Origin of the sequence: Mesorhizobium sp. LNHC232B00 (genome assembly GCF_000502435.1) — a bacterium.
GTDB classification, from domain to species: domain Bacteria; phylum Pseudomonadota; class Alphaproteobacteria; order Rhizobiales; family Rhizobiaceae; genus Mesorhizobium; species Mesorhizobium opportunistum.
In genome coordinates, this window is the sequence record NZ_AYWP01000015.1 from 118,076 (window position 1) to 143,422 (window position 25,347).

Sequence of the window (25,347 nt, forward strand, 5' to 3'; positions counted from 1 at the left end):
GCTGCTGTGCCAAATTCGGCTCATCAATAACGTTATCGCGTTCGGGCGTCCTTACGGCTGACGGCGGCCACTGCGAACATGTCCATCTCGACGGAGATCCGGTCTGCGTCAAACACTCCGGGCGTCTGCGCGGGCTGCCAGTTCAGGCCCATTATCATCAACGGCATGCGCCAGAGGCTCAACGAGTCGGTCCGCGCCGCGTCATTCTGGTCAACTGAGGATCGCACCTATGAAGCCTGTCTACCTCGACAACAACGCAACCACACGGGTCGATCCTGCGGTCCTGCAAGCGATGTTGCCGTTCTTTAGGGATCAATTCGCCAACCCTTCGTCGGCGCACGCTCTTGGCGCCTCAGTCAGTGCGGCGGTGAGAAAGGCGCGGAGGCAGTTGCAAGCGCTGATCGGCGCGGAGTTCGAGGATGAGATCACCTTCACCTCGGGTGGGACAGAAAGCGACAATGCAGCGCTTCTTTCAGCGCTCGAGGCGGCGCCCAACCGAACCGAGATCGTTACGTCCGCGGTCGAGCATCCCGCCGTGCTGACGCTTTGCGCGCATCTTGAGAAGACCCGCCGCGTCAAGGTGCACAGGATCCCGGTGGATTGCCGTGGCCGGCTCGACCTCGACGCCTATATGGCCGCCCTCACCCCACAGGTGGCAATCGTTTCCATAATGTGGGCGAACAACGAGACTGGTGTGATCTTCCCCGTGGCCAGGCTTGCCGAGTTGGCCAAGGAAGTGGGCGCCCTATTCCATACCGATGCTGTGCAGGCGGTCGGCAAGCTTCCGATGGACCTGAAGTCGACCTCAATCGACATGCTGTCGCTCTCCGGCCACAAGCTGCACGGGCCGAAAGGGATCGGTGCGCTTTTCGTAAAACGTGGCGTGAACTTCCATTCGCTGATCAAGGGGGGCCACCAAGAACACAACCGGCGTGCCGGCACCGAGAATACGCCCGGCATAGCCGGGCTCGGGACGGCGGCCGAACTCGCCTTGAAATTCATGGACGACGAGACCACACGGGTAAAGTCGCTCCGCGATCGCCTGGAGGGCGGGATCCTCCAGCGCATCCCAAGCACCTGTGTCACTGGTGATCCCCTGCAACGGTTGCCCAACACCGCAAACATCTCCTTCGAACATGTCGACAGTGATGGAATTCCACTTCTCCTCAGCCGCATTGGCATCGCGTGTTCCTCTGGCTCGGCCTGCACCTCCGGCTCTCTGGAACCAAGCCATGTCCTAAGCGCGATGAAAACGCCGCACGCGGCAGTCCGCTTCTCCTTGGCGCGGGACAACAGCGAAGAGGATATCGACCGGGTGCTCGAGGTCATGCCGGCAATCGTGGGGAAGCTGCGCAGCTTTTTCGGTTCTGGGCCGGGTAATCCGGTCTATGCGTGAGCGGCAGAAGAACAGGCTGCCGGTCATGACCCGTCATGTCTCTCTCAACGATACGACCTTGCGCGATGGCGAGCAGGCGCCGGGCGTCGCCTTTACCACGACGGAAAAGCTGGAGATCGCCCAGTCTCTTGCGGCGGCCGGCGTGACAGAGATCGAGATCGGCACGCCGGTCATGGGCGTCGACGAGATCGAAACAATTCGCGCCGTGGTAGCGCGGCGTCTCCCGGTTCGCCTCATGGCCTGGTGCCGGATGACGTCGTTGGATCTCGATGCAGCGATCGAGAGCGGCGTCCAAGCCGTCAATCTATCGCTGCCTGCGTCGGACATCCAACTTGCCGCCAAGCTCGGCCTCGACAAGGCGGGAGCGCTCCAGGTCATCGATCATATGGTCAGGCGCGCCGCCGCCGCCGGCTTCTTCGTCGCGGTGGGCTGCGAGGATGCCTCGCGGGCCAATCGGGATCATCTCGCCCGCGTCATCGAGACGGCCGCACGCGCCGGCGCAAGCCGCGTCAGGCTAGCCGACACAGTCGGTGTTCTCGACCTGTTTTCGACCTTTGAACTTGTCGCCCAGCTCGTGGCGCAGTCTCCAATCGACCTTGAATTTCATGCGCACAACGATCTCGGACTTGCTGGCGCCAACACGCTAGCCGCGATCCGCGCAGGCGCGCGCCATGCCTCCGTCACCGTCCTGGGGCTCGGCGAGCGTGCGGGCAATGCCGCGCTGGAAGAGGTGGCCGCCGCGATGGCGGTCTTCGGCGGCGCGGATACCGGCATCGAGCTGACCGCATTGCCCAGCCTCGCCGCCCAGGTGGCGTGGGCCGCCCGCCGGCAGACCGCGGCCACTAAGCCGGTCGTCGGCGCCGATGTCTTCACCCACGAATCCGGCATTCACGTCGCAGGGCTGCTGAAGGACTCGCGTACTTATCAGGGGCTTGATCCGGCTCTCGTGGGCCGTTGCCGGCGGATCGTCATCGGCAAGCATTCCGGCGCCTCTGCGATTGCTCATGTGCTGAGCGAAAGCGGTCGCGATCTCGACCCGGATCTGGCAGCCGCGATGGTGGCCCGCGTCCGGCGCGAGGCGGCCGAGACCAAATCGACGCTCACTGCAACTCAACTGGTCGAGCTCTACGATAAAATGTGCAGCGAGGCGTCCCTCTTCGAGCTGTGCGGGTCCAGGTCAGCCGTGCGCGCGCGCGCAAAGGCCACAGTTTTGCGACCAGGGAGAATGCAATGAATTGTTCCGCTGACAGCCGCCCCATCGATGTCACAGACATCCTCGCACGACTGAAGCGCCTGTCGGCCGCGGAGGAGTTCTTCTCAGTCCTTGGCGTCTCCTATGACCCCAAGGTGCTGAATGTCTCGCGGCTCCATATCATGAAGCGCGTGGGCCAATACCTTGCCGAAGAAGATTTCTCCGGTCTGCCCGACCAGGTGATTGCCGCGAGGGTGCGCGCGACGCTCGAACGCGCTTACGAGGACTTTGCGATTTCCTCGCCGCTCACGCATCGGGTCTTCAAGGTGCTCAAAGACCACGATCCGAACAAACCTGCCGCGCCGGGTCACACCTTTGTCCCGTTCGACTCGGTACTGAAGCGGTTCGGACGGGAATGAGCGGCGACAAGGGTTGCGACGCGACAATGTCGAGCAGCCGACAAATCCGATCATCACCACAGCGCCGTCAGAAGCAACCAGCCGAAGTTGTAGGAAGGGGGCAGCGCAAGAGACTTGGCACGAATTATGCGGATCAAGGAGATAACCGCAATGCCCGCACCCGGACAGGAGCCTGGAGAAACCGCCAATGCACATCGTAATCTGCATCAAGCAGGTGCCGGACTCGGCACAGATAAGGGTCCATCCGGTGACGAACACAATCATGCGCCAGGGTGTTCCGACCATCATCAACCCTTACGACCTGTTCGCCCTCGAAGAAGCGCTCAGACTGCGCGATGCCTATGGCGGCGAAGTCACTGTGCTCACCATGGGTCCGCCCATGGCAGAGGACGCGCTGCGCAAGGCGCTCGGCTACGGCGCCGACCGAGCGGTGCTCTTGACCGACCGCTATTTTGCCGGCTCCGACACGCTGGCGACCTCGTTCGCCCTTTCCCAGGCAATCGCGAAGGTCGGCGAGACGTTCGGCACGCCAGACCTCGTCTTCACCGGCAAGCAGACGATCGATGGCGACACCGCCCAGGTCGGGCCCGGCATCGCCAAGCGCCTCGGACTCCTGCAACTGACCTATGTCGCGAAGATCCCCTCTATTGACCTTGCTGCAGGCGAGATCAAGGTCGAGCGCCGCTCCGAAGGCGGCACACAGATGCTGAAGAGCAGGCTGCCTTGCCTCATCACCATGCTGGAAGGCACAAACGAGATCCGCCGGGGCTCGATCCACGACGCCTTGTGCGCCGCGCGCAGCCAGGTCTTGAAATGGAGCGCGGCCGACGCCGGCATCGAGGATCTGACCAAATGCGGCCTGCGCGGCTCACCGACGGTCGTCAAGCGTGTTTTCGCCCCTGCTGCGCGAGCTGAAAAGGCGGCACTAATCGACACCGCCGAGAAGGCCTTGCGCGATGTCGCTGACGAACTCATCACCGCAATCTTCACCCGCCAGCCGGCGCTGGAACATGAGCTCGCCTTCAACGGCGGCGCGTGACGGCAAGGAGTAAAACGATGTCGACCGCGAACCGAGAAACCCCTCGCCCTGCCGCCGGCCGCGCCGGCATAAAGAAGGAGCTGCCCGCCCATTTCAAGGACTACCGGCACGTCTGGGTTTTCATCGAGCTCGAACGCGGCCAGGTCCATCCCGTATCATTCGAACTGCTCGGCGAAGGCCGCAAATTAGCAGACAAGCTTCAGGTCCAGCTTGCAGGCGTCGTGCTCGGACCGCCGGGAGAGGCCGTCGGGAACGCCGTTGCCGAAGCATTCGCTTATGGTGCTGACCTTGTCTACATCGCCGAGGCGCCCCTGCTCGCCGACTATCGGAACGAGCCTTTCACCAAGGCGATGACGGATCTGGTCGATACCCACAAACCCGAAATCCTTCTTCTCGGTGCCACCACACTCGGCAGGGATCTTGCCGGCTCCGTGGCGACGACCTTGCAGACAGGGCTCACGGCCGACTGCACCGAACTCGATGTGGATACCGACAGTTCGCTCGCCGCCACGCGTCCGACTTTCGGCGGTTCCTTGTTGTGCACGATCTATACGCTCAATTTCCGCCCTCAGATGGCGACAGTGCGGCCAAGGGTCATGCCCATGCCGCAGCGGACGGATAAACCGGTCGGGCGTGTCATCCGGCACAAGCTCTCGCTTGCCGAGGACGAGATCGCTACCAAAGTCCTCGGCTTCCTGCCGGACAATCAGTCGGCAAAGGCAAACCTTGCCTATGCCGACGTCGTGGTTGCGGGAGGCCTTGGTCTTGGCGCGGCGGAGAACCTGCAGCTTGTGAAGAACCTCGCGCGAGCAATCGGCGCCGAGCATGGCTGTTCGCGCCCGTTAGTCCAGAAGAGCTGGATGCCAGCTGATCGGCAGATCGGCCAAACTGGCAAGACCATCCGGCCGAAGCTTTACATAGCGGCCGGGATTTCCGGCGCCGTCCAGCATCGGGTTGGCGTCGAGGGGGCGGATCTCATCGTGGCCATCAATACCGACCCGAACGCGCCGATTTTCGATTTCGCTCACCTCGGAATCGTCACCGACGCGATCCGCTTCCTGCCCGCACTGACGGAAGCCTTCACCCGGCGGCTGTCGCCCCACAGTCGCGATAAGCTTGCGAGCTAAGGGACGGACATGATCGAGGAAAACTTCGACGCCATTGTTGTTGGGGCAGGCATGTCCGGAAACGCAGCTGCTTACACCATGGCCAGCCATGGCCTAAAGGTGCTGCAGTTGGAGCGCGGTGAATATCCGGGCTCCAAGAATGTCCAAGGTGCCATCATGTACGCGAACATGCTGGAGAAGATCATCCCGGATTTCAGGGACGATGCGCCTCTCGAGCGGCATTTGGTTGAACAGCGGCTTTGGGTGATGGACGACACATCCCATACCGGGATTCACTATCGGTCGGACGACTTCAATGAGGCCAAGCCCAACCGATACACAATCATCCGTGCCCAGTTCGACAAATGGTTTTCGCGTAAGGTGCGCGAGGCCGGCGCGACGGTTCTGTGCGAGACGACCGTGACGGAGCTCATCCGTGACGCCAAGGACAGGGTGATTGGCGTGCGCACAGACCGGGCCGGCGGAGCCATCTACGCGGACGTGGTCGTTCTCGCAGAAGGTGTCTGCGGACTGCTTGGCACGCGAGCCGGCCTGCGGCAGATGCCGAAGCCACAAACCGTGGCGCTCGCCGTCAAGGAAATGCATTTCCTGCCCGAAGAGGTCATTGAGCAGCGGTTCGGCGTCAAGGGCGATGAAGGCTGCGTGATCGAGGCGGTGGGCACGACCTCCCGCAGCATGGCCGGGCTCGGCTTCCTCTACACCAACAAGGAGTCGATCTCACTGGGCATTGGCTGCCTCGTCTCCGATTTCGCCGCGATGGTCGAGAGCCCCTACGTTCTCCTCGACGCCTTAAAGAGCCATCCTTCGATCCGGCCGCTGATCGCCGGCTCGGAAGTGAAAGAATATTCCGCACACCTCATTCCCGAAGGCGGCTACAAGGCTATTCCGCAGCTCTTTGGCGACGGTTGGGTCGTGGTCGGCGATGCCGCGCAACTGAACAACGCCATTCACCGCGAGGGTTCGAACCTCGCCATGACCTCCGGCCGCATCGCGGCTGAGGCAATCATCGAGGTCAACAGCCGCAACGCTCCTATGACCAAACGAAATCTCGCTCTTTACAAAGCCATGCTGGACAAGTCCTTCGTGGTCAAGGACCTAAAGAAATACAAAGATATGCCGGCCTTGCTCCACACCAATTCCTGCAATTACTTCACAACTTATCCGCGGTTGATGTCGCAAGCCGCGCAGAACTTCATGCGTGTCGACGGCACGCCGAAGATCGAGAAGGAAAAGGCGACCACGGCGGCCTTCATCAAGGCGCGCTCGCGTTGGGGGCTGCTCAGCGACGCGGTCCGCCTTGCATTGGCGTGGCGCTGAAGGGAGACGAAATGACGATCGCAGTGACAAAGTCACGTGTCGAGGACAAGCTTTACCAGAACCGCTACTTGGTGGATTCCGGCCGCCCGCATATCAAAGTGCGACCGCACGAGAGGCCAAGCGCGAACTTGCTCGCGCTTACCCACGTCTGCCCGGCGAAATGTTATGAGTTGAACGACAAAGGTCAAGTGGAGATCACTGCTGACGGCTGCATGGAGTGCGGCACCTGCCGGATTTTGTGTGAGACCAGTGGCGAGATCGAGTGGAACTATCCACGCGGCGGTTTCGGAGTCCTCTTCAAATTCGGATGACCGACGCACGCACGTATTAAGAGGGTTGATCTTGATACAGTTTAGGTCTCGCCCAACGCCAAGTCTATCTTCGTTGCTTCGATCGTCGCTTTGACGAAGAGAAGCTCGTGAATACTGTGCTTTCAGAATTCAGATAAAAAGGAGGAGCACTCTGGACCACAACCCCTGAGGTGTTTCCATGACCCACGGACCGCAAGATCGGGTCGACGAGGTTGGACCTCGGGAGACCCGCCCTGAACCGCCCATCAAAAGCATGCCCCAATCAGATATCGCGCTCAGAGGACTCTATGAGATATCGAAGGTGCTGACCGCCCCCAGCGAGCTGGAGATTACGCTCGCCAATGTCGTGAACGTCCTGCCTTCATTTCTGCAGATGCGTCACGGAGCAATCGTCGTCCTGGACGCTGAAGGAGAGCTGGAGATTGCCGCGACTGCCGGCAATACCCACGTACGTCAATCAGGCACTCGCCGCATCATACCACAGGCCGTAACAGATCAAATCGTCGCTACGGGGACGCCGCTCTTCATACCGGACGTGCGCAAGTCCCAACTATTCAGGCTGACCTTCAAACGTCTTCGAGCATCGGAACCATCCCAATTGCCTTTATCGGTATCCCGCTAAAGGCTGATCATGATATCCTTGGGACATTGTCGATCGACCGCGCCGGAGACGGCGCCACCGACTTTCGCGACGACGAGGACATTTATTTCCTGACGATGGTCGCCAACCTTGTCGGCCGGACCATCCGCCTCCATCGCGCCCTGAGTACAGATCGTCAGCGGTGTGGCCATGAGCAATCGGGACCGGAGAAATCGCCCAACGAGGGGAGGACCTACGACCCTGCCCGGCATGCGGATGCCAAAATCGACGGGATCATCGGGGAAAGCCCCGCACTCAAGCAGGTGCTCGAAACCGTCTCGGTCGTAGCAGGGACCAATTCCACCGTGCTTCTGCGGGGTGAGAGCGGCACCGGCAAGGAATTCTTTGCGCAGGCCATCCATAAGCTCTCACGTCGGAGGAAGAAGTCTTTCGTCAAATTGAACTGCGCCGCACTGTCTGAAAGCGTTCTGGAGTCAGAACTGTTTGGGCATGAAAAGGGCGCTTTCACGGGTGCTATCTCCCAGCGCGCCGGTCGTTTTGAATTGGCAAATGAGGGAACGCTGCTACTTGATGAAATCGGGGAGATTTCGCCGGCCTTTCAAGCCAAGCTGTTGCGTGTCTTGCAGGAAGGCGAGTTGGAGCGAGTCGGCGGCACCAAAACGCTACAGGTCGACGTGCGCCTCATATGCGCCACCAACAAGGACCTCGAGACGGCCGTCATAAAAGGGGAGTTCAGGGCCGACCTTTATTACCGCATCAATGTCGTGCCAATTATCCTGCCTCCGCTCAGAGAGCGACCCGGCGATATTCCACGCCTTGCGAACGCCTTCCTCAACCGGTTCAACAAGGAGAACGATCGCGCACTATCCTTCGCGGCGCCGGCGCTTGACCTGATCTCGCAATGTTACTTCCCTGGTAACGTCCGCGAGCTGGAGAACTGCGTCCAAAGGACGGCCACACTTGCGCGCTCAAGGACGATCACTCCATCCGATTTCGCCTGTAAGAAGGGCCAGTGCCTTTCCTGGCTCCTCTGGAAGCGAGCCGACCGCTCGAATGGCGGCAATGCCATCGGCGATCTCGCACGGGTCAACGCAGTGCCGGTCGGATTGCGGCTGCCGGCCAGTTGCATCGGTGCCTCCGCAGGCAAGATATCTCCCTTTACGGCCGGCGATCCGAACGATCCCACTTGTCCCCCGCGTCTGGCGGAACGCGACCGGGTGATCGACGCGATGGACAAGGCCGGTTGGGTTCAGGCCAGGGCGGCTCGTATCCTCGGCCTCACGCCGCGGCAAGTCGGCTACGCCCTGCGCCGGCATGGTATCGTGGTGAAGAAATTCTAGACATCGTGACGACGTCAACCGTAAGCAGCCCGGAGTGGTCTCGTTCACACTTTGCGCGCCCAAGGCTGGTAGCCTCGCGACCCTATTTGCGTGTCCACTGTCGTAAGCCCGACAAAGGTGTGTCGGAGCAATCCGAAGAAATCTGACACGACAAGCCTATTCGTGAACCGAAACAGCTCTTTGAGCTGGCATAGCTCTTGCGCTTTGAACTGCGACATCACGCAGCAACGGAGCCGTTCATGTCTGCACCGGCAATTTCGCTTGAGAGCCTCAGCACGACATTCGGTGACCAGTTGCTTGGCACCATGAAACCCGGTGGCTGCGCGTCTTCGTCCTGCGGCTCGTCGACAAAGCCCGACGACACGGATCCGGCTGTCTGGGAGAAGATCAAGGATCACCCCTGCTTTTCAGAAGAGGCGCATCACTATTTCGCGCGCATGCACGTTGCGGTCGCGCCGGGCTGCAACATCCAGTGCAACTACTGCAATCGCAAATATGACTGCGCCAACGAAAGCCGGCCTGGGGTGGCCTCTGAAAAGCTGACGCCCGACCAGGCGCTACGCAAGGCGATCGCGGTCGCCAGCGAGGTGCCGCAGCTTTCCGTGCTCGGCATCGCCGGACCGGGCGACGCCTGCTACGACTGGAAGAAGACGAAGGCGACCTTCGCCAGGGTCGCCAGGGAAATCCCAGACATCAAGTTTTGCATCTCCACGAATGGGCTCGCGCTACCGGACCATGTCGATGAGCTTGCTGACATGAATGTCGATCACGTGACGATCACCATCAACATGGTCGACCCTGAGGTCGGTGCAAAGATCTATCCTTGGATCTTTTACGACCATCGCCGCTACGTCGGCATCGAAGCCGCCCGGATCCTGCACGAGCGGCAGATGTTGGGCCTGGAGATGCTGACCGCGCGCGGCATCCTCACCAAAATCAATTCGGTGATGATTCCTGGCGTGAACGATGAGCATCTGATCGAGGTGAATAGATGGGTCAAGGAGCGAGGCGCGTTCCTGCACAACCTCATGCCGCTGATTTCGGACCCGGCGCACGGCACGCACTACGGACTGAGTGGGCAGCGCGGCCCAAACGCAAAGGAGCTGAAGGCTCTTCAGGATCGTCTCGAAGGCGGCGCCCAGTTGATGCGCCACTGCCGGCAGTGCCGGGCAGATGCCGTCGGCATGCTTGGCGAGGATCGTGGCCAGGAATTCACGGCCGACCGGATTCCCGGCGAGGTCACCTACGATGCCAGCAAGCGTAACGCCTATCGGGAGCTGGTCGCGCAGGAGCGCCGTGATCACGTGGCGGCCAGAAGTGAAGCGATCGGATTGGTCAAGGCAGCGAGGCCCGGCAAATCCGTCCTCTTCGCGGTGGCGACCAAGGGCGGCGGCCGCGTCAACGAACATTTCGGCCATGCGAAGGAATTCCAGGTTTACGAAGCCTCGCCGAGAGGGATCAGCTTTGTCGGGCATCGCAAGGTCGAGCAGTATTGTCTCGGCGGCTGGAGCGCAGAGGCCACCCTCGATGGCGTCATCGCAGCCCTTCAAGGAATAGATATCGTGCTGTGCGCCAGGATTGGAAATTGCCCGCAGGATCAGCTCGCGGAGGCTGGAATCAGAGCCACCGACGCTTGCGCCCATGATTATATCGAGACGGCAATCAGCGCGATTTACACCGCCGCGTCAGGGGCCCCCGCACTCGCGGCGACGGCCTGAGCTGTATCATCCATTCGGACCAGGAGTTAAAATGGCTTTCAAGATCATCGCATCCCAATGCACCCAATGCGGCGCCTGCGAATTCGAATGTCCTTCCGGCGCGATCAAGTTCAAAGGCGAGAGCTACGTGATCGAGTCACAGAAGTGCACCGAATGCGAGGGGGTCTTCGATGCGCAGCAATGTGCCTCGGTATGCCCGGTGCCGAAGACCTGCGTTCCTGCGTGACCCCATGGGCTGCCGACATGGTTGGGGCTGCCTACGCAGGACGCCTGGAACGCCTTGTTCACAACCTGCAGCCGCAAGAGAAATCAGGGAACGGACATGTCGCTCGGACGCGAAGAGGAGATCGAAATCCGCAGGCCTCCACGATTCATGCCGGGAGAGCGGGTACGTGCCACTCGCCACATAAAGAATGACGGCACATATCCCGGCAGGGAGATCGGGGAAAATCTCGTGCGCAAGGGAGACGAGGGATATGTGCGCGACATCGGCACCTTTCTCCAGCAGTTCTTCATCTATGCGGTCGAGTGGATCGACCGTGGCACCGTCGTCGGCATGCGAGCGCGTGAACTGATGAGCCTCGACAAAGCCGAGGCGTCCTGCAGTGCTGAAAGCAATTCCAATGAAGGGACGGCCAGATGAAAGTCATGATCCGCAGGACCGATGCTGGCTTGTCGGCGTATGTCCCCAAAAAAGACCTCGAAGAGCCGATCATCAAGCTCGAGAAGGAAGAGTTGTGGGGCGGAACGGTCACGCTCAGGAACGGGTGGCGGCTCCTCCTACCCGATCTTCCACGGGATACGCGTCTGCCGATCACTGTCGAGGCAAGGAAGGTTTCCGAAGAGGACTGATGCTGCCCCTAGGTGCGTCGCGAGGAAACGAGCATGAATACGATCCTGACATCGGACCACCTCGTCATAGTGCGGGACAGTTTTGCCGATAAGCTGCTTGACTTGGCGAAGGAAGCGCTCGCCGCCGATGAGGTGATCCCCTATCTCGGTCCGGGTCTTCTTGGGTTGAACTGTGCGGAACCGCCTGTGCCGCATACTCCGGAGGTCGTTGCCGCGGCACTCAATGCACGGGCGCCCGCCCCTTCCAGGATCCGCACCAATATGTGGTCGGTTGCGCAGTTCATCGAACAGCGCCGGCATCGCCGGACGCTTCAAGCTTGGATGACCGAGATATTCGCAGCGCCGGTGAGGCCAACCCTCCTCCACGCCTGGCTCGCAAGGCTGCCGCTCTCCCTCATCATCGACAGCTGGTATGACAGCGCGATGCGCACGGCTCTCGTGGAGACCGGCCGAACGGACGTCGTTGAGATACAAGGCGTCACGCGGGCGAACGAAATCGGCAACATTTGGACAAAAACCTACGATTTGTCCGGGAGGGAGCTCGACGCCCGATCGGGGGCAAAGACGGTCCTCTATGCACCTCACGGGAGTAGTAGGCCCGCGCAAAACTTTCTCGTCGCAGATTCCGACTATGTCGAGGTCCTGACCGAAATTGATATCCAGACACCGATCCCTGACGTGGTGAAGGAACGGCGCATCACCCGTGGATTTTTCTTCGTTGGCTGCCGCTTCAACGATCAGATGCTGCGCACCTACGCCAGACAGATCATGAAGCGCTCCCGCGGTCCCTATTGCACTGTAATGGACGCGGAAACCCTGACCAGAAACGAAGCGCGTTTCCTTGCGGCGAGCGGAATCACTGTGATCGACATGCCAGTAGGTGAAGCGGCGGCTCGGCTTCTGGGAACGGGCACGGCTGCAGGTTGAGGACGGGATTAACAATGGCGGATGCCTTTGATGATGCGTCCTTCGGCTTTCCACGAAGGCGCAAAATGCAGTCGGGAATACACCCGTGAACAGTGATGCTGTCGGCAGCGCAACGAACGCTCTGAATCCGTTGACCCATGTTGAAGCGGCGCGCTGGGGCCGGGATTTGAGTACGCTGTTGCGCATAACGCGTATGAATTTTCGGCATCCCTGGCAGGTCGCCCTCGCTATGGGCTCGACGATCATGGCGGCAATCCTCCAGTTGCTCATTCCCCAGCTTCTCGGCCGGGCTGTCGACCAGGCCCAGACAGCCATCGGGGGCGGTGTCGCCGGGAGCGCGGCAGGACAAGCGCTCTGGACCCCGGCTCTCCTGCTGCTCGCCGTCAGCGCGCTACGCGGCCTTTTCACGATGGCGCAGAACTATTTTGCCGAAGCCGTCGGGCATCATGTCGCGTACGAACTGCGGCTCGCCTACTACGACAAGATCCAGCGTCTCAGCTTTTCCTTTCACGACCGGGTCCATTCAGGCGATCTGATCACCATCGGAATGCTCGATCTCCAAGGCGTACGGATGTATTTTTCCACCGCGCTCGTTCGCGTGGTCCTGCTCACCATGCTGATCGGGATCGGCGCCTACATGATGATCTCGACCGATCCCATGCTCGGCCTGGTCGCGCTGAGCTTCGTGCCTTTTGTCGCCTGGCGCTCATCGACCACACAGCTTAGGCTGCGCGCCACCTGGCTCGACCTCTATGAGCGCCTTTCGGTACTAAGCCGCGTGATGAAGGAAAATCTCGCAGGCATCCGCGTGGTCCGCGCTTTTGCGGCTCAATCCTATGAGATGCTGAAGTTCGACCGCGCTTCCAAGAACGCGCTCGGCCTCGCCAACGATCTCGTTGACATCTACGTACCCAGCACGTCGGCGATGACCTTGTCCTTCTTTTTCGCAATGGGATTGGTGCTTTGGATCGGTGGCAACAAGCTCATCGCTGGCGAGATCAGCGTCGGAACGATGGCGACCTTCCTGACCTTCATGACCATCCTGCAAATGCCAGTCCGCCAGATCGGCCTCATGGTCAATGCCTTTGCCCGCGCTTCCAGCTGCGGTTCGCGGCTTTTCGGTCTCCTCGATCAGGAGATCACGATCAGGGATGCTCTCGAGGCCAGACCGCTTGAGATAAGCGACGGCACTCTGCGCTTCCACAATGTCTCATTTGCGTACCCCAATGTCGAAAACCGCGCCATTCTGAAGAACCTCAGCTTTGAGGCCCGGAGAGGCGAGACGATCGCGATCGTCGGTCCGCAGGGTTCCGGCAAATCGACGATGGCTCATCTGATCCCCCGCTTTTACGACGTGACCGGTGGCGCCATCACGTTGGACGGCCAGGACATACGCAATGTCACCCTCGAGAGCCTTCGCAAGGCGGTTGCCGTTGTACAGCAGGATGCGTTCCTGTTCACCACCACGATTGAGAACAACATCGCTTATGGCGACCCCTGGGCGAAGAGACAGCGAATTGAACGCGCTGGCGAATTCGCCCAGCTCCACAACTACATTCTAGGGCTCCCAGCAGGGTATGAGACGGTCGTGGGCGAACGCGGCGTCTCTCTCTCTGGCGGCCAGCGCCAGCGTCTCACGATTGCTCGCACCATGATGCTGCGCCCCTCTGTCGTCGTTTTCGACGACTCGATGGCCGCGATCGATGCCGGCACCGAGCAGCGCATTCGCGCGGCGACGCGGCGCTTCGCCAAGGATCGGGTGACGATCATCATCGCGCACCGGCTGAGTGCGCTTATGCATGCCGATCAGATCCTTTTTGTCGATAACGGCGAAATCGTAGAACGCGGCACGCATGAAGAGCTTCTGGCGAAGCGGGGACGCTACAGGGCCCTTTACGATCTCCAGACGCGCCCAGGTGATAGCATATGACCCAGTATGGGGGCGCCCGCTGATGGACCAGGGCCCCGGCGAACTCGAAGCCGAACGTGACGACGGCAGACGCCCTCCGCGCGCGGTCGTCGGCTCGCACCGGATCGAGGAGGAGATGTTCGGCCGGGCTTTCGACAAGAGCATCCTCCGCCGGATCTGGGGCTTCGTCCATCCCTATCGGGCAAAGGTAGTTGTCACGATTGTCGCGATGTTGATCTTCACCGGGACGCAGCTTCTCATCCCCTTGATCATCCGCTACGCGATCGACCAGGGCATGAACCCGGCAGCGAGCGATCGCTCAGCCCAGCTTGCGGCCGTCGGCGCGTTCCTTTCGGCGATTTTGGTCAATTTCGCCGCCGGTTACATGCAGGAAACCTTGGATGGGAAAATTGCCGAAACTGTCCTGTTCGACATCCGCCGCGCCATGTTTGGCCATCTGCAAAAGGTTTCGCTCTCGTTCATGGACAAGACTGAGGTCGGACGTCTGATGTCGCGCCTGCAAGGCGACGTTAACTCCATACAGGAGTTCCTGGAAACCTCGGTATATTCCCTAGGCGATGTTGCGCTTCTCTTCGGCATCGTTTTCGTAATGCTGTGGCTCGACTTTCGCCTCGGCCTCCTGACGCTGTCGGTTCTGCCGATCCTGGTGATCGTCCGCATTGTCTGGCTGCCGCGTGCCCGCGACGCCTTCATGGCTGCACACGAAACCAATTCAGTCGTCAATGGCGCGCTGGCCGAAGCCATTCACGGCGTGCGGACCATACAGTCGATGGATCGCCAGCAGGTGAATTTCATTCTTTTCGACGACCGGGCCCATGCCAACCTCAGGACCCAACTGATCGCTGCCAGATATGCACTGGTCATGGTGCCTATCGTCGATGGCCTCACGGGCCTCGCCTTGGCCGCCGTTATTGTGGTCGGCGGCTCGATGGTCGTGAATAGCCGTATAGATGTGGGCGTGTTGGTAGCCTACCTGTTTTACATCCAGCGCTTCTTTGACCCGATCCGCTCACTCACCTTGCAATATTCGATCATGCAGCGCGCCATGGCCTCAGGCAAGCGCCTGACCGATGTGCTCGATGTCAAGATCGATGTTCAGGACAAACCCAATGCCGAGGTACTTTCGCCCGAAATGGACGGCTCGGTCGAGTTTAGGGACGTCACATTCGGCTACGATCCGAACCGTTCGGTTCTGAAAAATGTCTCCTTCAGGGTCAATCCCGGCGAGACGGTCGCACTGGTCGGACCGAGCGGTTCTGGCAAATCGAGTGCGATGGCCCTGGTCCACCGCTTCTATGATGTTCAGCAGGGTCAGGTGCTGGTCGGCGGGCATGATGTGCGCGACCTCACCCAGGAATCGCTCGGCCGCCAGGTCGCCATGGTGCTGCAGGAGCCATTCCTGTTCACCGGGACGGTCTTCGAGAACATTCGATACCAGAAGACGGAAGCCACGCGCGACAAGGTGATCGAGGCGGCGAAGGCGGTCGGCGCGCATGACTTCGTCATGAGCCTCGCCGACGGGTATGAGACCCAACTTGGCGAACGCGGCGACAACTTATCTCTCGGCCAGCGCCAGCTTATCAGTTTCGCCCGCGCCCTCGTCGCTGACGCCAAGATCCTCGTGCTCGACGAAGCGACCGCCAACATCGACAGCTATACGGAATTGCAGATTCAGAAGGCTCTGATCAAGCTGCTTGAAGGGCGGACTGGCCTCGTCATCGCCCACCGTCTCGCCACGATCCGGGGGGCCGACCGCATCATCGTGCTTCAGAATGGCCAAGTTGTTGCGACTGGCAACCACGATGAGCTAATAGCTATGGGCGGCCTGTATTCCAAACTCTACTATCTCAACTACGCCTCCTTCGACGACATCCCCGAACACGAGACCACCGTCCAAGCTGGCTCCCAGACCTGAGTTTTTGGCGGCCTTGTGGTAGTGGCGTTGACTTTCGGGCGTGTCGGCGGACCACTCAGGCCACCGCAGACGGCCAGCAGGCAGCATTCAAGGACAAGCACTCCTCGCAGAAGACCGGCTGCGAACGATTTCCTTCAGCATCATATCCCGACCGCGGTGCACCCCATCATCGGGCGAGCTCGCTCCCGTTGGTGGCTGGGCGTAGCAAAGCCGCTCGCGAGCGCGCCCTCAACAGCGCCGTAGCGAGTGGCGGCTTTGCTACCGCCGGGCCGCTGATGAAGCTGGAGGCGCCGCACCGACGCCGCCCCGGGCGAGAAGAACCTCTGCGGCGGGCTATGGGCAACGGGTAGCGCGAGCGCGACGAGCAGACGCGTGCCTGCATCGTGACGCGCTCGGCCATCATCTCCTTAGGATCATGCAGGTTCACACGATGGCCCGGACGCCAGCCAACGCACAAAGCTGGTATTCTGTGCCGCCGGCTCGTCGTCAGTTTGGCCTCCCTCCCGATTGCCCGTCCCCATCACGTGCACGCTCGAGCACGTGGATGTGAGGGAGCGCTGTACAACGATTCAACCTCAGACCGCGAATTTCATGGTCAGCCAAATCGAGCCATGATTTCGGATTGAATGGTCGTCGCGGTGTACAGGGAAGCATCTAGCGGCAGATTTCCAAATGCCAGTTGACAAAGCAGGTAGTTGGCACCTGCCACTTCCAACTGACCTAACAGAGCTTTTCGCACAGATTCTGCTGATCCTACCACGCACAATTCACTCTCGACTGCCGCATCGAAGGTCAGCGGCAGGTTTGGTGGAGTGGGGATAGCGTTAAGCTCGTAAAGGAATTGGAAGCTCTTGAGCCAGCGTTCGTAAGCAGGTGCCGCGAGCGAATAGGCATGTGTGTCACAACGCCCAACCACGACCATGCGGAGCAATCCGATAAATTGCTCCTGATCCCCCGCGCCAGCGTTGTCCTCTCGATAGGCGCGGAACGCATCAGTAGTTTTGCGAACAGAAGAGGAAGGTCCTACACACGCGATATTGGTTCCATTCGCAGCCGCCCAAGCTGCGGACTCGGGTCGATTGGCAGCAACCCATGTCGGCGGATGTGGACGCTGATGAGGTCTTAGCGTCAAAGGAACGTCATTGAGATCAAAATGGCGGCCTTGATAGCATAGCGTGCCGACCTTCATCGGATTAACAAGTATTTCCATGAGAATTTCGCTGGCTTCGGCATAACGGCCCGGCACCGCGTCCGCACCAATCCCGAAGTAGCCCAATTCGATCGGGAGAGCACCGCGCCCTATGCCCAGTTCGAGCCTGCCACCGCTCAACTGGTCCAGCATACAGATCTCTTCGAACGCACGCAGCGGATGATAAAGCGCAAGCAGCATCACCAAGGGTCCGAGACGCAAGCGCCGGGTGCGCTGGGCGACGCTCGATAAGAACAGATTCGGCGATGGACCTCTCCCATGGGGAGTACAGTGATGTTCTGCGAGATGATAGGCATAGAACCCTAGCTGATCGCACGCCTCTGCTAATATCAGGCGATCTTCGTATTGCCGACCGATGTCGCGGCCATCCTCGTCCAGATGATCGAAGATGCCGAACGCTAGGTTTGAAGGAAAGACGTTTGTCACTCGATAAGTCCCCGATTTTAAAAGGCACGCTGTTCTCTTGCTGGGATGACCAAGCAAGTCGGAAGAGATGTGTGTGATCGCCGATTTGCGTCAGCGTAACGAAGAAGCAGAGCCTGACGCTTCCCTGCCCTTGGAGCTTGGCACCATTAAGCTTCCAGCAATGTCGCCAGCGGCAGCAAGAAATGCATCCATCTGCTCTTTTGTGCCGATGCTGACGCGGATGCAGTGTTCCAAGCCTTTGTCCGGAAAAAACGCGACAAGTATCTTTTGCCTTTCCAATGCTGCTTGCCACCATGAGCCGTCCTGTCCCGCGGGCACACGGGCCAGCAAGAAATTTGCGCGGGAGGGCGTTACGGAAAATCCGAGTTGCGACAGCGCGACTGTCACTCGCTCTCGTTCATCCTTGATGTGCTTGTGGTTCTCTGCGTAGGCGCCGCGATGCGCAAGCACGCTGATACCAACGGCATGCCCGATGACGTTCATGTTGAAGACGTTCTGGATGTTTCGCAGCCTGCCAATAATTTCAGGGTGACCGAAACCGAAACCGACGCGAATGCCGGCGGCGGCATAGCTTTTCGAGAATGACCTCAAGATCAGAACGTTCGGATACCGGTTGATGAGGCGCAGGCCATGATCGGGTGCAAAGTCGACGTAGGCTTCATCAAGGACAACCAAGCGGTCCGATTGTGCTACGAGGCGTTCGATATCGCTTATCGGGAGGAATGTTCCGGTCGGATTGTTTGGATTGGCCAACATAATGAACTTGGCGTCTTTTGCCGGACCGGAAAGCAATTGCTCCATTGGCAGGGAATGAGCTTGACATCCGATTTCGAGAAACTCGGCGCCCTGAATCATGGCAAGTTTGCGGTTGAACGAAAACCCTGGCGACATCATCGCAACCTTATCGCCAGGCGCGAGGAAAGCTCTGTAGATGAGTCCGAGCAGTTCAGACGACCCGTTGCCTGCGATGACCTGATCCCTGGAAACGCCATAGGTGCTGGACGCCGCTTCCCTCAAGCTGATGTTATCGTCATCCGGATATAGATACTGGCACTTGAGAGCCGCCACTGCACTTTGCATTATGATTGGCGGCAACGGAAACGGGTTTTCATTCGTATTCAGCTTGACAAAATTTCCGTCCGGCGCCGGTCCGTTGGACGGCAGAGCATCTAACTGTCGCGTCACTGGCGGAAGAGCCGAAAGCACAGTTTGCAGTTTTGCATCGGACATATTTTAACTCCGTTTCATTCACCAGGGGCATCCGTATGAGCTCGCAACGAGAGCAACATGGCGGACAGGATTGACGATGGAAGCGTTGCCTCTCACACGATGGTCGCAACGCAGACACGGGAATTCGGCCAGGCTGTCCTCGATGAATCGAGTGGAAGCGGACGCGGACCTGCATCGCTGCCGCAAGGCGCTAAGCAGCTCAGCTCATCTGCTCGGTTTCAGATACGCTTGATCTCGACGCCGTATTTCCTCAGCACGTAGCCAATCTGGCGCGGGGTCAGTCCAAGGAGGCGCGCTGCCTTTGCCTGCACCCAGCCACATCTTTCCATGGCAGCAATGACGCGCTCTATGTCGGGGGTCCTCGCACCAATTGGGTGTGTTGCGCCGGCACGCGGGACTGTGGTCGCGGCCGAAGAGGCTGCCGCATCCGGCGGCGTGGCCGGATTCACTGACTCCGGCAGGATCGGCGCTGGTTGCAGCGCGGCCTTGCCCGATCTGCACTTCCACAGCGCCTCGGCAAAGCATTGGCCTTGGGAGCAGGAAAAGTCGTTTCTCCCGATTGATAGTCCCTCGGCCAGGATCGCTGTCCGGTGCACGCAATTTTCAAGCTCGCGAATGTTGCCGGGAAACTCACATTTCATCAGCACTTCAATCGCACACGGATCGAAGGTAAGCGTACAGCCGTTCTCGTCGTTGAACTTCTTGAGAAACTCAGCTGCGAGCAGCGGAATATCGCTGCGCCTCTGGCGCAATGCTGGTACCAGCAAGGGAACCACGTTGATGCGGTAGTATAGGTCGGCGCGGAACTCATTCCTTGCAACCGCCTCTTCCAGGTTCCTGTTCGTGGCGGCAATCACGCGAACATCGACCTTAATGGTCTGATTGCTGCCGACGCGCTCAAACTCCTGCTCCTGCAGCACGCGCAGTAGCTTTGCCTGGAACGAGGCCGAGATCTCGCCAATCTCATCCAGAAACAACGTCCCCTTGTCAGCGAGCTCAAAGCGCCCCTTGCGGGAGTTGAATGCGCTTGTGAAGGCACCCTTCTCATGACCGAACAATTCGGATTCCAGGACTGTCTCTGGGAGCGCTGCACAATTGAGTTTAACGAAGGGCCGCTTGGCGCGCGGCGATAACTCGTGAATTGCCTTGGCAGCCAGCTCCTTCCCGGTACCGGACTCGCCTCGCAACAGAACCGTGGTTTTTGCCTTGGCTACGATCGCGATCTTCTCCAGCAGCGCGCTTATCGCCGGACTGTCACCAATCATCCCCTCGACATGAACTTTTTTGCGCCGGGGTGCAGGGTGCTTAACATCTGAAAATTTCGTCTGCAGCCGATCTTCCAACTCCGGCGGTCGCTCGCGGTCCCCCGCGCAGAAGCGGTGCAACTTGACTGTCTGTCCCACCATGTTGGCAATCATGGTGAGCAGTCGGACATCGTAATCGAGCCGATAGCTCGACCTGCTTTCCAAAGCCCTGTCCACAGTCAGCGCGCCTACGGCGTTCCCATCAACACGAATGGGAACGCCGATGAAGGACACGGTGTCGGAGGCCCCAAGCACCTCGATGTCAGCGGCAGTGAAGGCCGGATGCATCGCTATGTCCTCGGCGATGAGCGGCGTGTCCGTCGTCACAATCTGATCGATGGCGTTGCGCGGCACGCGCGACCGGGAGGGCTCATTGCTGTTCGTGTCGCAGTCGCTGGCCACGGTGATGTCCAGTCCGGCCTCGGCATCGCAGAGAGTGATGATGCCGTGCCGCATCTGCACTAATGAGTGCAGGAGATCAACGACCTTGGCCAACGTGAGTTCGAGCCGGGCGGGACCGGTGAGTATTTTCGATATTTCGAAGATTCCGGTGAGGGCGCGCTCGTGCAATACCCCATTCGCAGGATTCGTCTCGGACGTTGGACAACCCCTTATCGCATCCGGCAGCGATATGCCGCACTCGCTGGCATTTTGTTCTGATTTGCGAATGTTGTGGTGCATGTGATCCTCGATCTCGCGCCATCAAACGTAGGCCGGCGGCATGTGCGCCCGCGACGTCGCGAGCAAGCGCGAAAATACTCCGACGTGAACTCGTGCCGCCGCCGTTTGGTCGAGTGCAGAGCGGATCGAACCCTGATGCATCGCTTGGCTCTCCCCTCCACGAAGCTTGGCCATGGTCTCGGCTTGCACCAAGGCAACCACACGTTGTTTTCAACAGACTGGAGCGAGGCGGGATAGTCAATCGAGCTTTCTTTCATTCGTGAAAGGAAACCTCGCGGCATATGATAGAATTCATCAATTCTGTTTTTGCCGTTGAACGATGGAAATACTTGCGCCGGCGATGCGGTGCCCGAGCGGCTGACCGCGCCGAGTGTAAAAGCCGGGCCGTGCCATTCACCAGCGCCCGCGAAGGAGGGGCGGAAGTGATAATAACCGCCAACGGCACTGGTCGTTTGCGGCAACCGCCATTTTGCTCGAGTTGACCATGCGGCGGCGGTTTCGCGTGTGAAGGCGCGAAGCTGGCGTCGAGTACGGCTTGGTAGGCGGTGCTCGCAATTTCCAGATCGCATCGTCGTGGTCAGCGCCAACGGCGTCAATCTCTACGTCTCGACGTGGCTTTCATGCAGCGGGAGCGCTGCAAAGAGCACAGCCATTCTCGGCTCTGATGCCACCGATGAACCGCGAGCCAGAGGGATCGACCGGCAGCACTCTGTCAGTGAACATCAACGGGTCGTGCTGGACCCTCGTCGTTCCCGCCTTGTGCCAGCGCATTCATTCCATCATGGGTGCCACGGCTAGTCAGGGAAAGCGAAGCTCTCGGCCTCCTCTAGACCAACGGATTTCGTCATGTGGCGCAGGCGTTCCGGCGAGAGGAACTCGCCTGTCACAGCGCTTCCGAACAGGGGTAAGTTAGCCTGTCATCTGGACGGGCTTATGAACAGGCGACCTATTTGGTACGCGCTGGCGCCAGCGATGCGGCCCGGTCCAAAGCCGGCTAAAACGAGGAACCCACCACGCTCTGTGCAGCAAACCGCTAGCCAGAGGGATCGACCGGCAGCACTCTGCCAGAGACATCAAGGGCGTGCCGGACCGCGGCCTATCCCGCTGGTCTGACACCGCATCATTCCTCCATCATTGGCGAGCCCACCTCAGTTCAGGTCATGCGGATTCATCTGGCATGGGTATTGCGGCGGCGTTGGTGCAGCGTTCGACCGGAGCGCCGCGATAGGGAGAAGCCCGGGAGAAGTCACGCCACCTCGATCCGGTCAGGGAGAGAGAACCAGTGTCAGCTGCACAAGTCCGCGGCGCGAGTCCCGCGCCCCGCAAACCCTTCTACACCAAGCTCTACGCCCAGGTGCTTGCCGCCATCGCGCTCGGCGTCGCAATTGGCTATTTTTATCCGGAGACCGGCGAGAGCCTGAAGCCGCTGGGTGATGCCTTCATCAAGCTGGTCAAGATGATTATCGCGCCTGTCATCTTCCTGACAATTGCCACCGGCATTGCCGGCATGAACGATCTTCATAAGGTCGGCCGGGTCGCCGGTAAAGCGATGGTCTATTTCCTCACCTTCTCGACACTCGCGCTGATCGTCGGCCTCATCGTCGCCAATGTCGTCCAGCCTGGCGCCGGCCTCAACATTGATCCGGCCTCGCTCGATGTCCAGGCCGTGAATACCTATGCCGCAAAAGCTAGCGAGCAGTCGGTCACCGGCTTCCTGATGAACATCATCCCGCCAACGATCGTCGGTGCCTTCGCGGAAGGCGACATCCTGCAGGTGCTGTTCTTCTCGGTTCTGTTCGGCATGGCGCTTGCGATGGCCGGCGAGCCGGGCAAGCCTGTCGTTTGCTTCCTTCAGGCGCTCATCGCGCCTGTCTTCAAGCTCGTTGGAATTCTGATGAAGGCCGCGCCGATCGGCGCTTTTGGCGCAATGGCCTTCACCATCGGCAGATATGGCATCGGTTCGGTGGTCAACCTCGCGATGCTGGTCGCGACGTTCTATTTCACCGCCTTCCTCTTCGTGTTCGGGGTTCTCGGCGCGGTCTGTCGCTACAACGGCTTCTCGATCTGTTCTCTCATTCGCTACATCAAGGAAGAGCTGCTGCTTGTCCTCGCAACGTCCTCCTCGGAGGCGGCGCTCCCTTCGCTGATGCAGAAAATGGAGAAGGCAGGCGCCAGGCGTTCGGTTGTGGGTCTCGTCATCCCGGCCGGATACTCATTCAATCTGGACGGCACGAATATCTACATGACGCTGGCGGCCCTCTTCATCGCGCAGGCGACGAACACGGATCTGTCCATCGGCGATCAGGTGCTGCTGCTGCTCGTAGCAATGCTTTCCTCCAAGGGCGCTGCAGGTGTCACAGGCGCGGGCTTCATCACCCTGGCGGCTACGCTCGCCGTAGTTCCGAGTGTTCCCGTTGCTGGGATGGCACTGATACTCGGCATCGACCGCTTCATGTCCGAATGCCGGGCGCTGACGAATTGCGTCGGCAACGCAGTGGCATCCCTCGTCGTCGCCCGCTGGGAAGGAGAATTGGACCGAGCACAGATGAAAGCCGCCTTCTGCGGTCATCAGCTTGCCGAGGCATCAAACCGGCTACCCTCCTCCAAGTAAGGTGGGCGGCCCACGACCTGTTAAGTCGCCTAGCTGGTCACATGAACTGAACGACCGACCCGCAGCCTCTAAACGGCTCCTCACGGACCATGTAGCCGAAGCGCTAAATGTGTGAGTGCAAACCGTCACCGCCCTTTAAGCGAATGAGCCTTTCAGTATACCCGGCCGGTTTACGTCTGGAATGATGTTCGTCCAACACGCTGTTGGCCATTCGTATGGGACGTTTTCACTTTGCCACCCGAAACCGAAACGCGTTAGGCGACAGAGAGCCGGCCCGCGTCAAAAACCGATCAGAATAGGGACCTATGACCAAGCGCCCCACAATTGCCGATCTCGCCCGCGAAGCCCGAGTCAGCGTAGCAACGATCGATCGGGTTCTGAACGCCCGCCATCCGGTGCGCGAGGAGACCGCGCGGCGGGTCCACGACGCCGCCCACGCGATCGGCTATCATGCTGCCGGGCTAATCAAGCAGCGCTTGCGGCGAGACCTACCGCACTACCGTCTGGGCTTCATCTTGAGAAAACCGGCCCAGCATTTCTACCAAGATTTTGCGCGCGAGGTCGAAGCATCGGTCAATTTGGCCCAGTCCTTCCACGGCATTCCGCTCGTCGAATTCGCCCCGTCACATATGCCGAGCGACCTGATCGCACGGCTCAAGGATTTGGGCGCACGCTGCCATGCGATCGCGATGGTGGCACCGGACCACCCGAAAATTACAGCAGCGGTTGAGGACCTCAAGGCCAAAGGCATTCCGGTTTTCTCGCTGCTTTCCGACTTCGCCGCCGGCGTACGACAGGGGTATATCGGCCTTAACAACCGCAAGGTGGGGCGCACGGCCGCTTGGATGGTGTCGAAGGTCGCAAAACGGCCCGGCAAAGTGGCGGTTTTTGTCGGCAGCCATCGTTTCCAGGGGCACGAGCTCCGTGACGTCGGCTTTCGCTCCTATTGCCGTGAGAACGCGCCCACGTTCGAGGTGCTGGATCCTGTCATGAACCTCGAGAAACGGCAGATCACCTACGAGGCAACGCTTGATCTCATGCAGCGAGAGCCCGAGCTCGTCGGCTTCTATGTCGCCGGCGGCGGCATGGAGGGCGCCATCTCCGCGCTCCGAGAAGAGGGCAAAAGTCGCGATCTCGTCGCGATCGTGAATGAAATCACGCCGGAGTCTCGGGCGGCGCTCGCAGATAATATCGTCACGATGGCGGTCGCCACGCCAATGCGCCGACTTTGCCGGGAGCTGATAACGCTGATGACGCGGGCTATCGAGACCGGCACCGCTGAAACACCCGGACAGACATTTCTCCCGTTCGACATCCATCTGCCGGAAAATATATGAAACTCATGGACTCTATCATGAGCGGGGAGTTTCCTATCATAAACGAGAGAAAGTTGAATGATGATCCCATCCCCGCGGGGTGGCCGCACCCACGGACCTCAGCCGGGCAGAATGTAGCGCCGATTAGATGAACGGATCGGCCACGCGTTCAGGCAGAAGCGCGGGGTCAATTGCCTGGGTCCGCAGCGTCAAGCTCGACCTGCCCGACTTTCTCGGTGCAGGGGACTGTCGTCGACGCCAGTAGCCGAGCGAGGCTGGCACAGATGATCGACCACGTGGACCGCCATCTCCTCGCCTGGCCGCGCGTGAAAAGCCGCGGCAAGGCCTGCGACGTTGGCATTTAAGTGGGGCTGAGCATCTTCTGGGACTCCGCAAGCAAAATCGGAGGCGGCAGTCAATTCAGTAGCAACCCCGGGCGTGTGTTCTGCTCGTTCCTGGCCCTCGTACTTGACAATCAACTGCGC

General features: G+C 59.9%; 19 protein-coding genes and 1 pseudogene. 17 read left to right on the top strand and 3 right to left on the bottom strand.

All coding sequences use genetic code 11. The features are described 5' to 3' along the window. The first annotated feature begins 229 nt into the window (after window positions 1-229). The 15 genes and pseudogenes from nifS to X743_RS149760 all read left to right on the top strand — a co-directional run bounded on the left by nifS (window position 230) and on the right by X743_RS149760 (window position 16,084). Window positions 230-1,396: a cysteine desulfurase NifS gene (nifS, locus tag X743_RS149825; RefSeq protein ID WP_023766897.1), complete on the top strand. Its 1,167-nt coding sequence runs from the start codon at window positions 230-232 to the stop codon at window positions 1,394-1,396. Window positions 1,397-1,421: 25 nt separating this feature from the next. Further along, window positions 1,422-2,630: a homocitrate synthase gene (gene nifV / locus X743_RS149820; protein ID WP_051508572.1), complete on the top strand. Its 1,209-nt coding sequence runs from the start codon at window positions 1,422-1,424 to the stop codon at window positions 2,628-2,630. Further along, window positions 2,627-3,007 (top strand): nitrogenase stabilizing/protective protein NifW, encoded by a 381-nt coding sequence (nifW, locus tag X743_RS149815; RefSeq protein ID WP_023736300.1) that lies wholly within the window; start codon window positions 2,627-2,629, stop codon window positions 3,005-3,007. The genes nifV and nifW overlap by 4 nt, the downstream gene beginning before the upstream one ends. A gap of 187 nt (window positions 3,008-3,194) precedes the next feature. Further along, window positions 3,195-4,046, top strand: a complete 852-nt coding sequence (locus X743_RS149810) for an electron transfer flavoprotein subunit beta/FixA family protein (protein WP_023766899.1) — start codon at window positions 3,195-3,197, stop codon at window positions 4,044-4,046. Between the two features lie 17 nt (window positions 4,047-4,063). After that, window positions 4,064-5,173 (top strand): electron transfer flavoprotein subunit alpha/FixB family protein, encoded by a 1,110-nt coding sequence (locus X743_RS149805; RefSeq protein WP_023766900.1) that lies wholly within the window; start codon window positions 4,064-4,066, stop codon window positions 5,171-5,173. Window positions 5,174-5,182: 9 nt separating this feature from the next. After that, window positions 5,183-6,490, top strand: coding sequence for an FAD-binding protein (locus X743_RS149800; RefSeq protein ID WP_023766901.1), 1,308 nt, complete (start codon window positions 5,183-5,185; stop codon window positions 6,488-6,490). An 11-nt stretch (window positions 6,491-6,501) separates the two neighbouring features. After that, window positions 6,502-6,801 carry a ferredoxin family protein gene (locus X743_RS149795; protein ID WP_023678245.1) on the top strand — a complete coding sequence of 100 codons (300 nt, stop codon included), beginning with the start codon at window positions 6,502-6,504 and terminating at the stop codon, window positions 6,799-6,801. Window positions 6,802-7,054: 253 nt separating this feature from the next. After that, window positions 7,055-8,742: pseudogene (nifA, locus tag X743_RS01000000169210) on the top strand (nif-specific transcriptional activator NifA). A 239-nt stretch (window positions 8,743-8,981) separates the two neighbouring features. Then, entirely contained in the window at window positions 8,982-10,460 is a 1,479-nt protein-coding gene (nifB, locus tag X743_RS149790) for a nitrogenase cofactor biosynthesis protein NifB (RefSeq protein WP_023766905.1), read from the top strand. A gap of 31 nt (window positions 10,461-10,491) precedes the next feature. Then, window positions 10,492-10,686 carry a 4Fe-4S dicluster domain-containing protein gene (locus X743_RS149785; RefSeq protein ID WP_023672218.1) on the top strand — a complete coding sequence of 65 codons (195 nt, stop codon included), beginning with the start codon at window positions 10,492-10,494 and terminating at the stop codon, window positions 10,684-10,686. Between the two features lie 96 nt (window positions 10,687-10,782). Then, window positions 10,783-11,103: a nitrogen fixation protein NifZ gene (locus X743_RS149780; RefSeq protein ID WP_023760366.1), complete on the top strand. Its 321-nt coding sequence runs from the start codon at window positions 10,783-10,785 to the stop codon at window positions 11,101-11,103. Next, a complete protein-coding gene (gene nifT, locus X743_RS149775) occupies window positions 11,100-11,312 on the top strand; it encodes a putative nitrogen fixation protein NifT (RefSeq protein ID WP_023678250.1) in 213 nt (70 codons plus the stop codon). The genes X743_RS149780 and nifT overlap by 4 nt, the downstream gene beginning before the upstream one ends. Window positions 11,313-11,345: 33 nt before the next feature. Further along, window positions 11,346-12,239, top strand: coding sequence for an SIR2 family protein (locus X743_RS149770; protein ID WP_023778141.1), 894 nt, complete (start codon window positions 11,346-11,348; stop codon window positions 12,237-12,239). 85 nt (window positions 12,240-12,324) lie between these two features. Next, the gene (locus X743_RS149765; RefSeq protein ID WP_031257919.1) at window positions 12,325-14,169 is read left to right on the top strand and encodes an ABC transporter ATP-binding protein; all 1,845 of its coding nucleotides are present in this window, start codon (window positions 12,325-12,327) and stop codon (window positions 14,167-14,169) included. 22 nt (window positions 14,170-14,191) lie between these two features. Further along, window positions 14,192-16,084: an ABC transporter ATP-binding protein gene (locus X743_RS149760; RefSeq protein WP_023736290.1), complete on the top strand. Its 1,893-nt coding sequence runs from the start codon at window positions 14,192-14,194 to the stop codon at window positions 16,082-16,084. Between the two features lie 595 nt (window positions 16,085-16,679). On the opposite strand, the gene X743_RS149755 is transcribed toward X743_RS149760, so the two are convergent. The 3 genes from X743_RS149755 to nifA (X743_RS149745) all read right to left on the bottom strand — a co-directional run bounded on the left by X743_RS149755 (window position 16,680) and on the right by nifA (X743_RS149745) (window position 20,935). Further along, window positions 16,680-17,720 (bottom strand): LLM class flavin-dependent oxidoreductase, encoded by a 1,041-nt coding sequence (locus tag X743_RS149755; protein ID WP_023766908.1) that lies wholly within the window; start codon window positions 17,718-17,720, stop codon window positions 16,680-16,682. A gap of 90 nt (window positions 17,721-17,810) precedes the next feature. Next, the gene (gene hisC / locus X743_RS149750; RefSeq protein WP_031257920.1) at window positions 17,811-18,950 is read right to left on the bottom strand and encodes a histidinol-phosphate transaminase; all 1,140 of its coding nucleotides are present in this window, start codon (window positions 18,948-18,950) and stop codon (window positions 17,811-17,813) included. A gap of 218 nt (window positions 18,951-19,168) precedes the next feature. After that, window positions 19,169-20,935, bottom strand: coding sequence for a nif-specific transcriptional activator NifA (gene nifA / locus X743_RS149745; protein ID WP_084555562.1), 1,767 nt, complete (start codon window positions 20,933-20,935; stop codon window positions 19,169-19,171). Between the two features lie 1,282 nt (window positions 20,936-22,217). Here nifA (X743_RS149745) and X743_RS149740 point away from each other — a divergent pair. Together X743_RS149740 and X743_RS149735 are read left to right on the top strand one after the other, a co-directional pair. Continuing rightward, window positions 22,218-23,546, top strand: coding sequence for a dicarboxylate/amino acid:cation symporter (locus tag X743_RS149740; protein WP_032923201.1), 1,329 nt, complete (start codon window positions 22,218-22,220; stop codon window positions 23,544-23,546). Between the two features lie 305 nt (window positions 23,547-23,851). Beyond that, complete coding sequence (locus X743_RS149735) at window positions 23,852-24,883, top strand: LacI family DNA-binding transcriptional regulator (protein WP_023736284.1); 1,032 nt, start codon at window positions 23,852-23,854, stop codon at window positions 24,881-24,883. Window positions 24,884-25,347: the final 464 nt, after the last annotated feature.

Bases quoted from the DNA above. Each gene is read 5' to 3' on its own strand.
- X743_RS149770 (WP_023778141.1), top strand. From the start codon at position 11,346: ATGAATACGATCCTGACATCGGACCACCTCGTCATAGTGCGGGACAGT.
- nifA (WP_084555562.1), bottom strand. From the start codon at position 20,935: ATGCACCACAACATTCGCAAATCAGAACAAAATGCCAGCGAGTGCGGC.
- X743_RS149800 (WP_023766901.1), top strand. From the start codon at position 5,183: ATGATCGAGGAAAACTTCGACGCCATTGTTGTTGGGGCAGGCATGTCC.
- nifT (WP_023678250.1), top strand. From the start codon at position 11,100: ATGAAAGTCATGATCCGCAGGACCGATGCTGGCTTGTCGGCGTATGTC.
- X743_RS149785 (WP_023672218.1), top strand. From the start codon at position 10,492: ATGGCTTTCAAGATCATCGCATCCCAATGCACCCAATGCGGCGCCTGC.
- X743_RS149810 (WP_023766899.1), top strand. From the start codon at position 3,195: ATGCACATCGTAATCTGCATCAAGCAGGTGCCGGACTCGGCACAGATA.
- nifV (WP_051508572.1), top strand. From the start codon at position 1,422: ATGACCCGTCATGTCTCTCTCAACGATACGACCTTGCGCGATGGCGAG.
- X743_RS149760 (WP_023736290.1), top strand. From the start codon at position 14,192: ATGGACCAGGGCCCCGGCGAACTCGAAGCCGAACGTGACGACGGCAGA.
- nifW (WP_023736300.1), top strand. From the start codon at position 2,627: ATGAATTGTTCCGCTGACAGCCGCCCCATCGATGTCACAGACATCCTC.
- nifB (WP_023766905.1), top strand. From the start codon at position 8,982: ATGTCTGCACCGGCAATTTCGCTTGAGAGCCTCAGCACGACATTCGGT.
- X743_RS149780 (WP_023760366.1), top strand. From the start codon at position 10,783: ATGTCGCTCGGACGCGAAGAGGAGATCGAAATCCGCAGGCCTCCACGA.
- hisC (WP_031257920.1), bottom strand. From the start codon at position 18,950: ATGTCCGATGCAAAACTGCAAACTGTGCTTTCGGCTCTTCCGCCAGTG.
- X743_RS149805 (WP_023766900.1), top strand. From the start codon at position 4,064: ATGTCGACCGCGAACCGAGAAACCCCTCGCCCTGCCGCCGGCCGCGCC.
- nifS (WP_023766897.1), top strand. From the start codon at position 230: ATGAAGCCTGTCTACCTCGACAACAACGCAACCACACGGGTCGATCCT.
- X743_RS149735 (WP_023736284.1), top strand. From the start codon at position 23,852: ATGACCAAGCGCCCCACAATTGCCGATCTCGCCCGCGAAGCCCGAGTC.
- X743_RS149795 (WP_023678245.1), top strand. From the start codon at position 6,502: ATGACGATCGCAGTGACAAAGTCACGTGTCGAGGACAAGCTTTACCAG.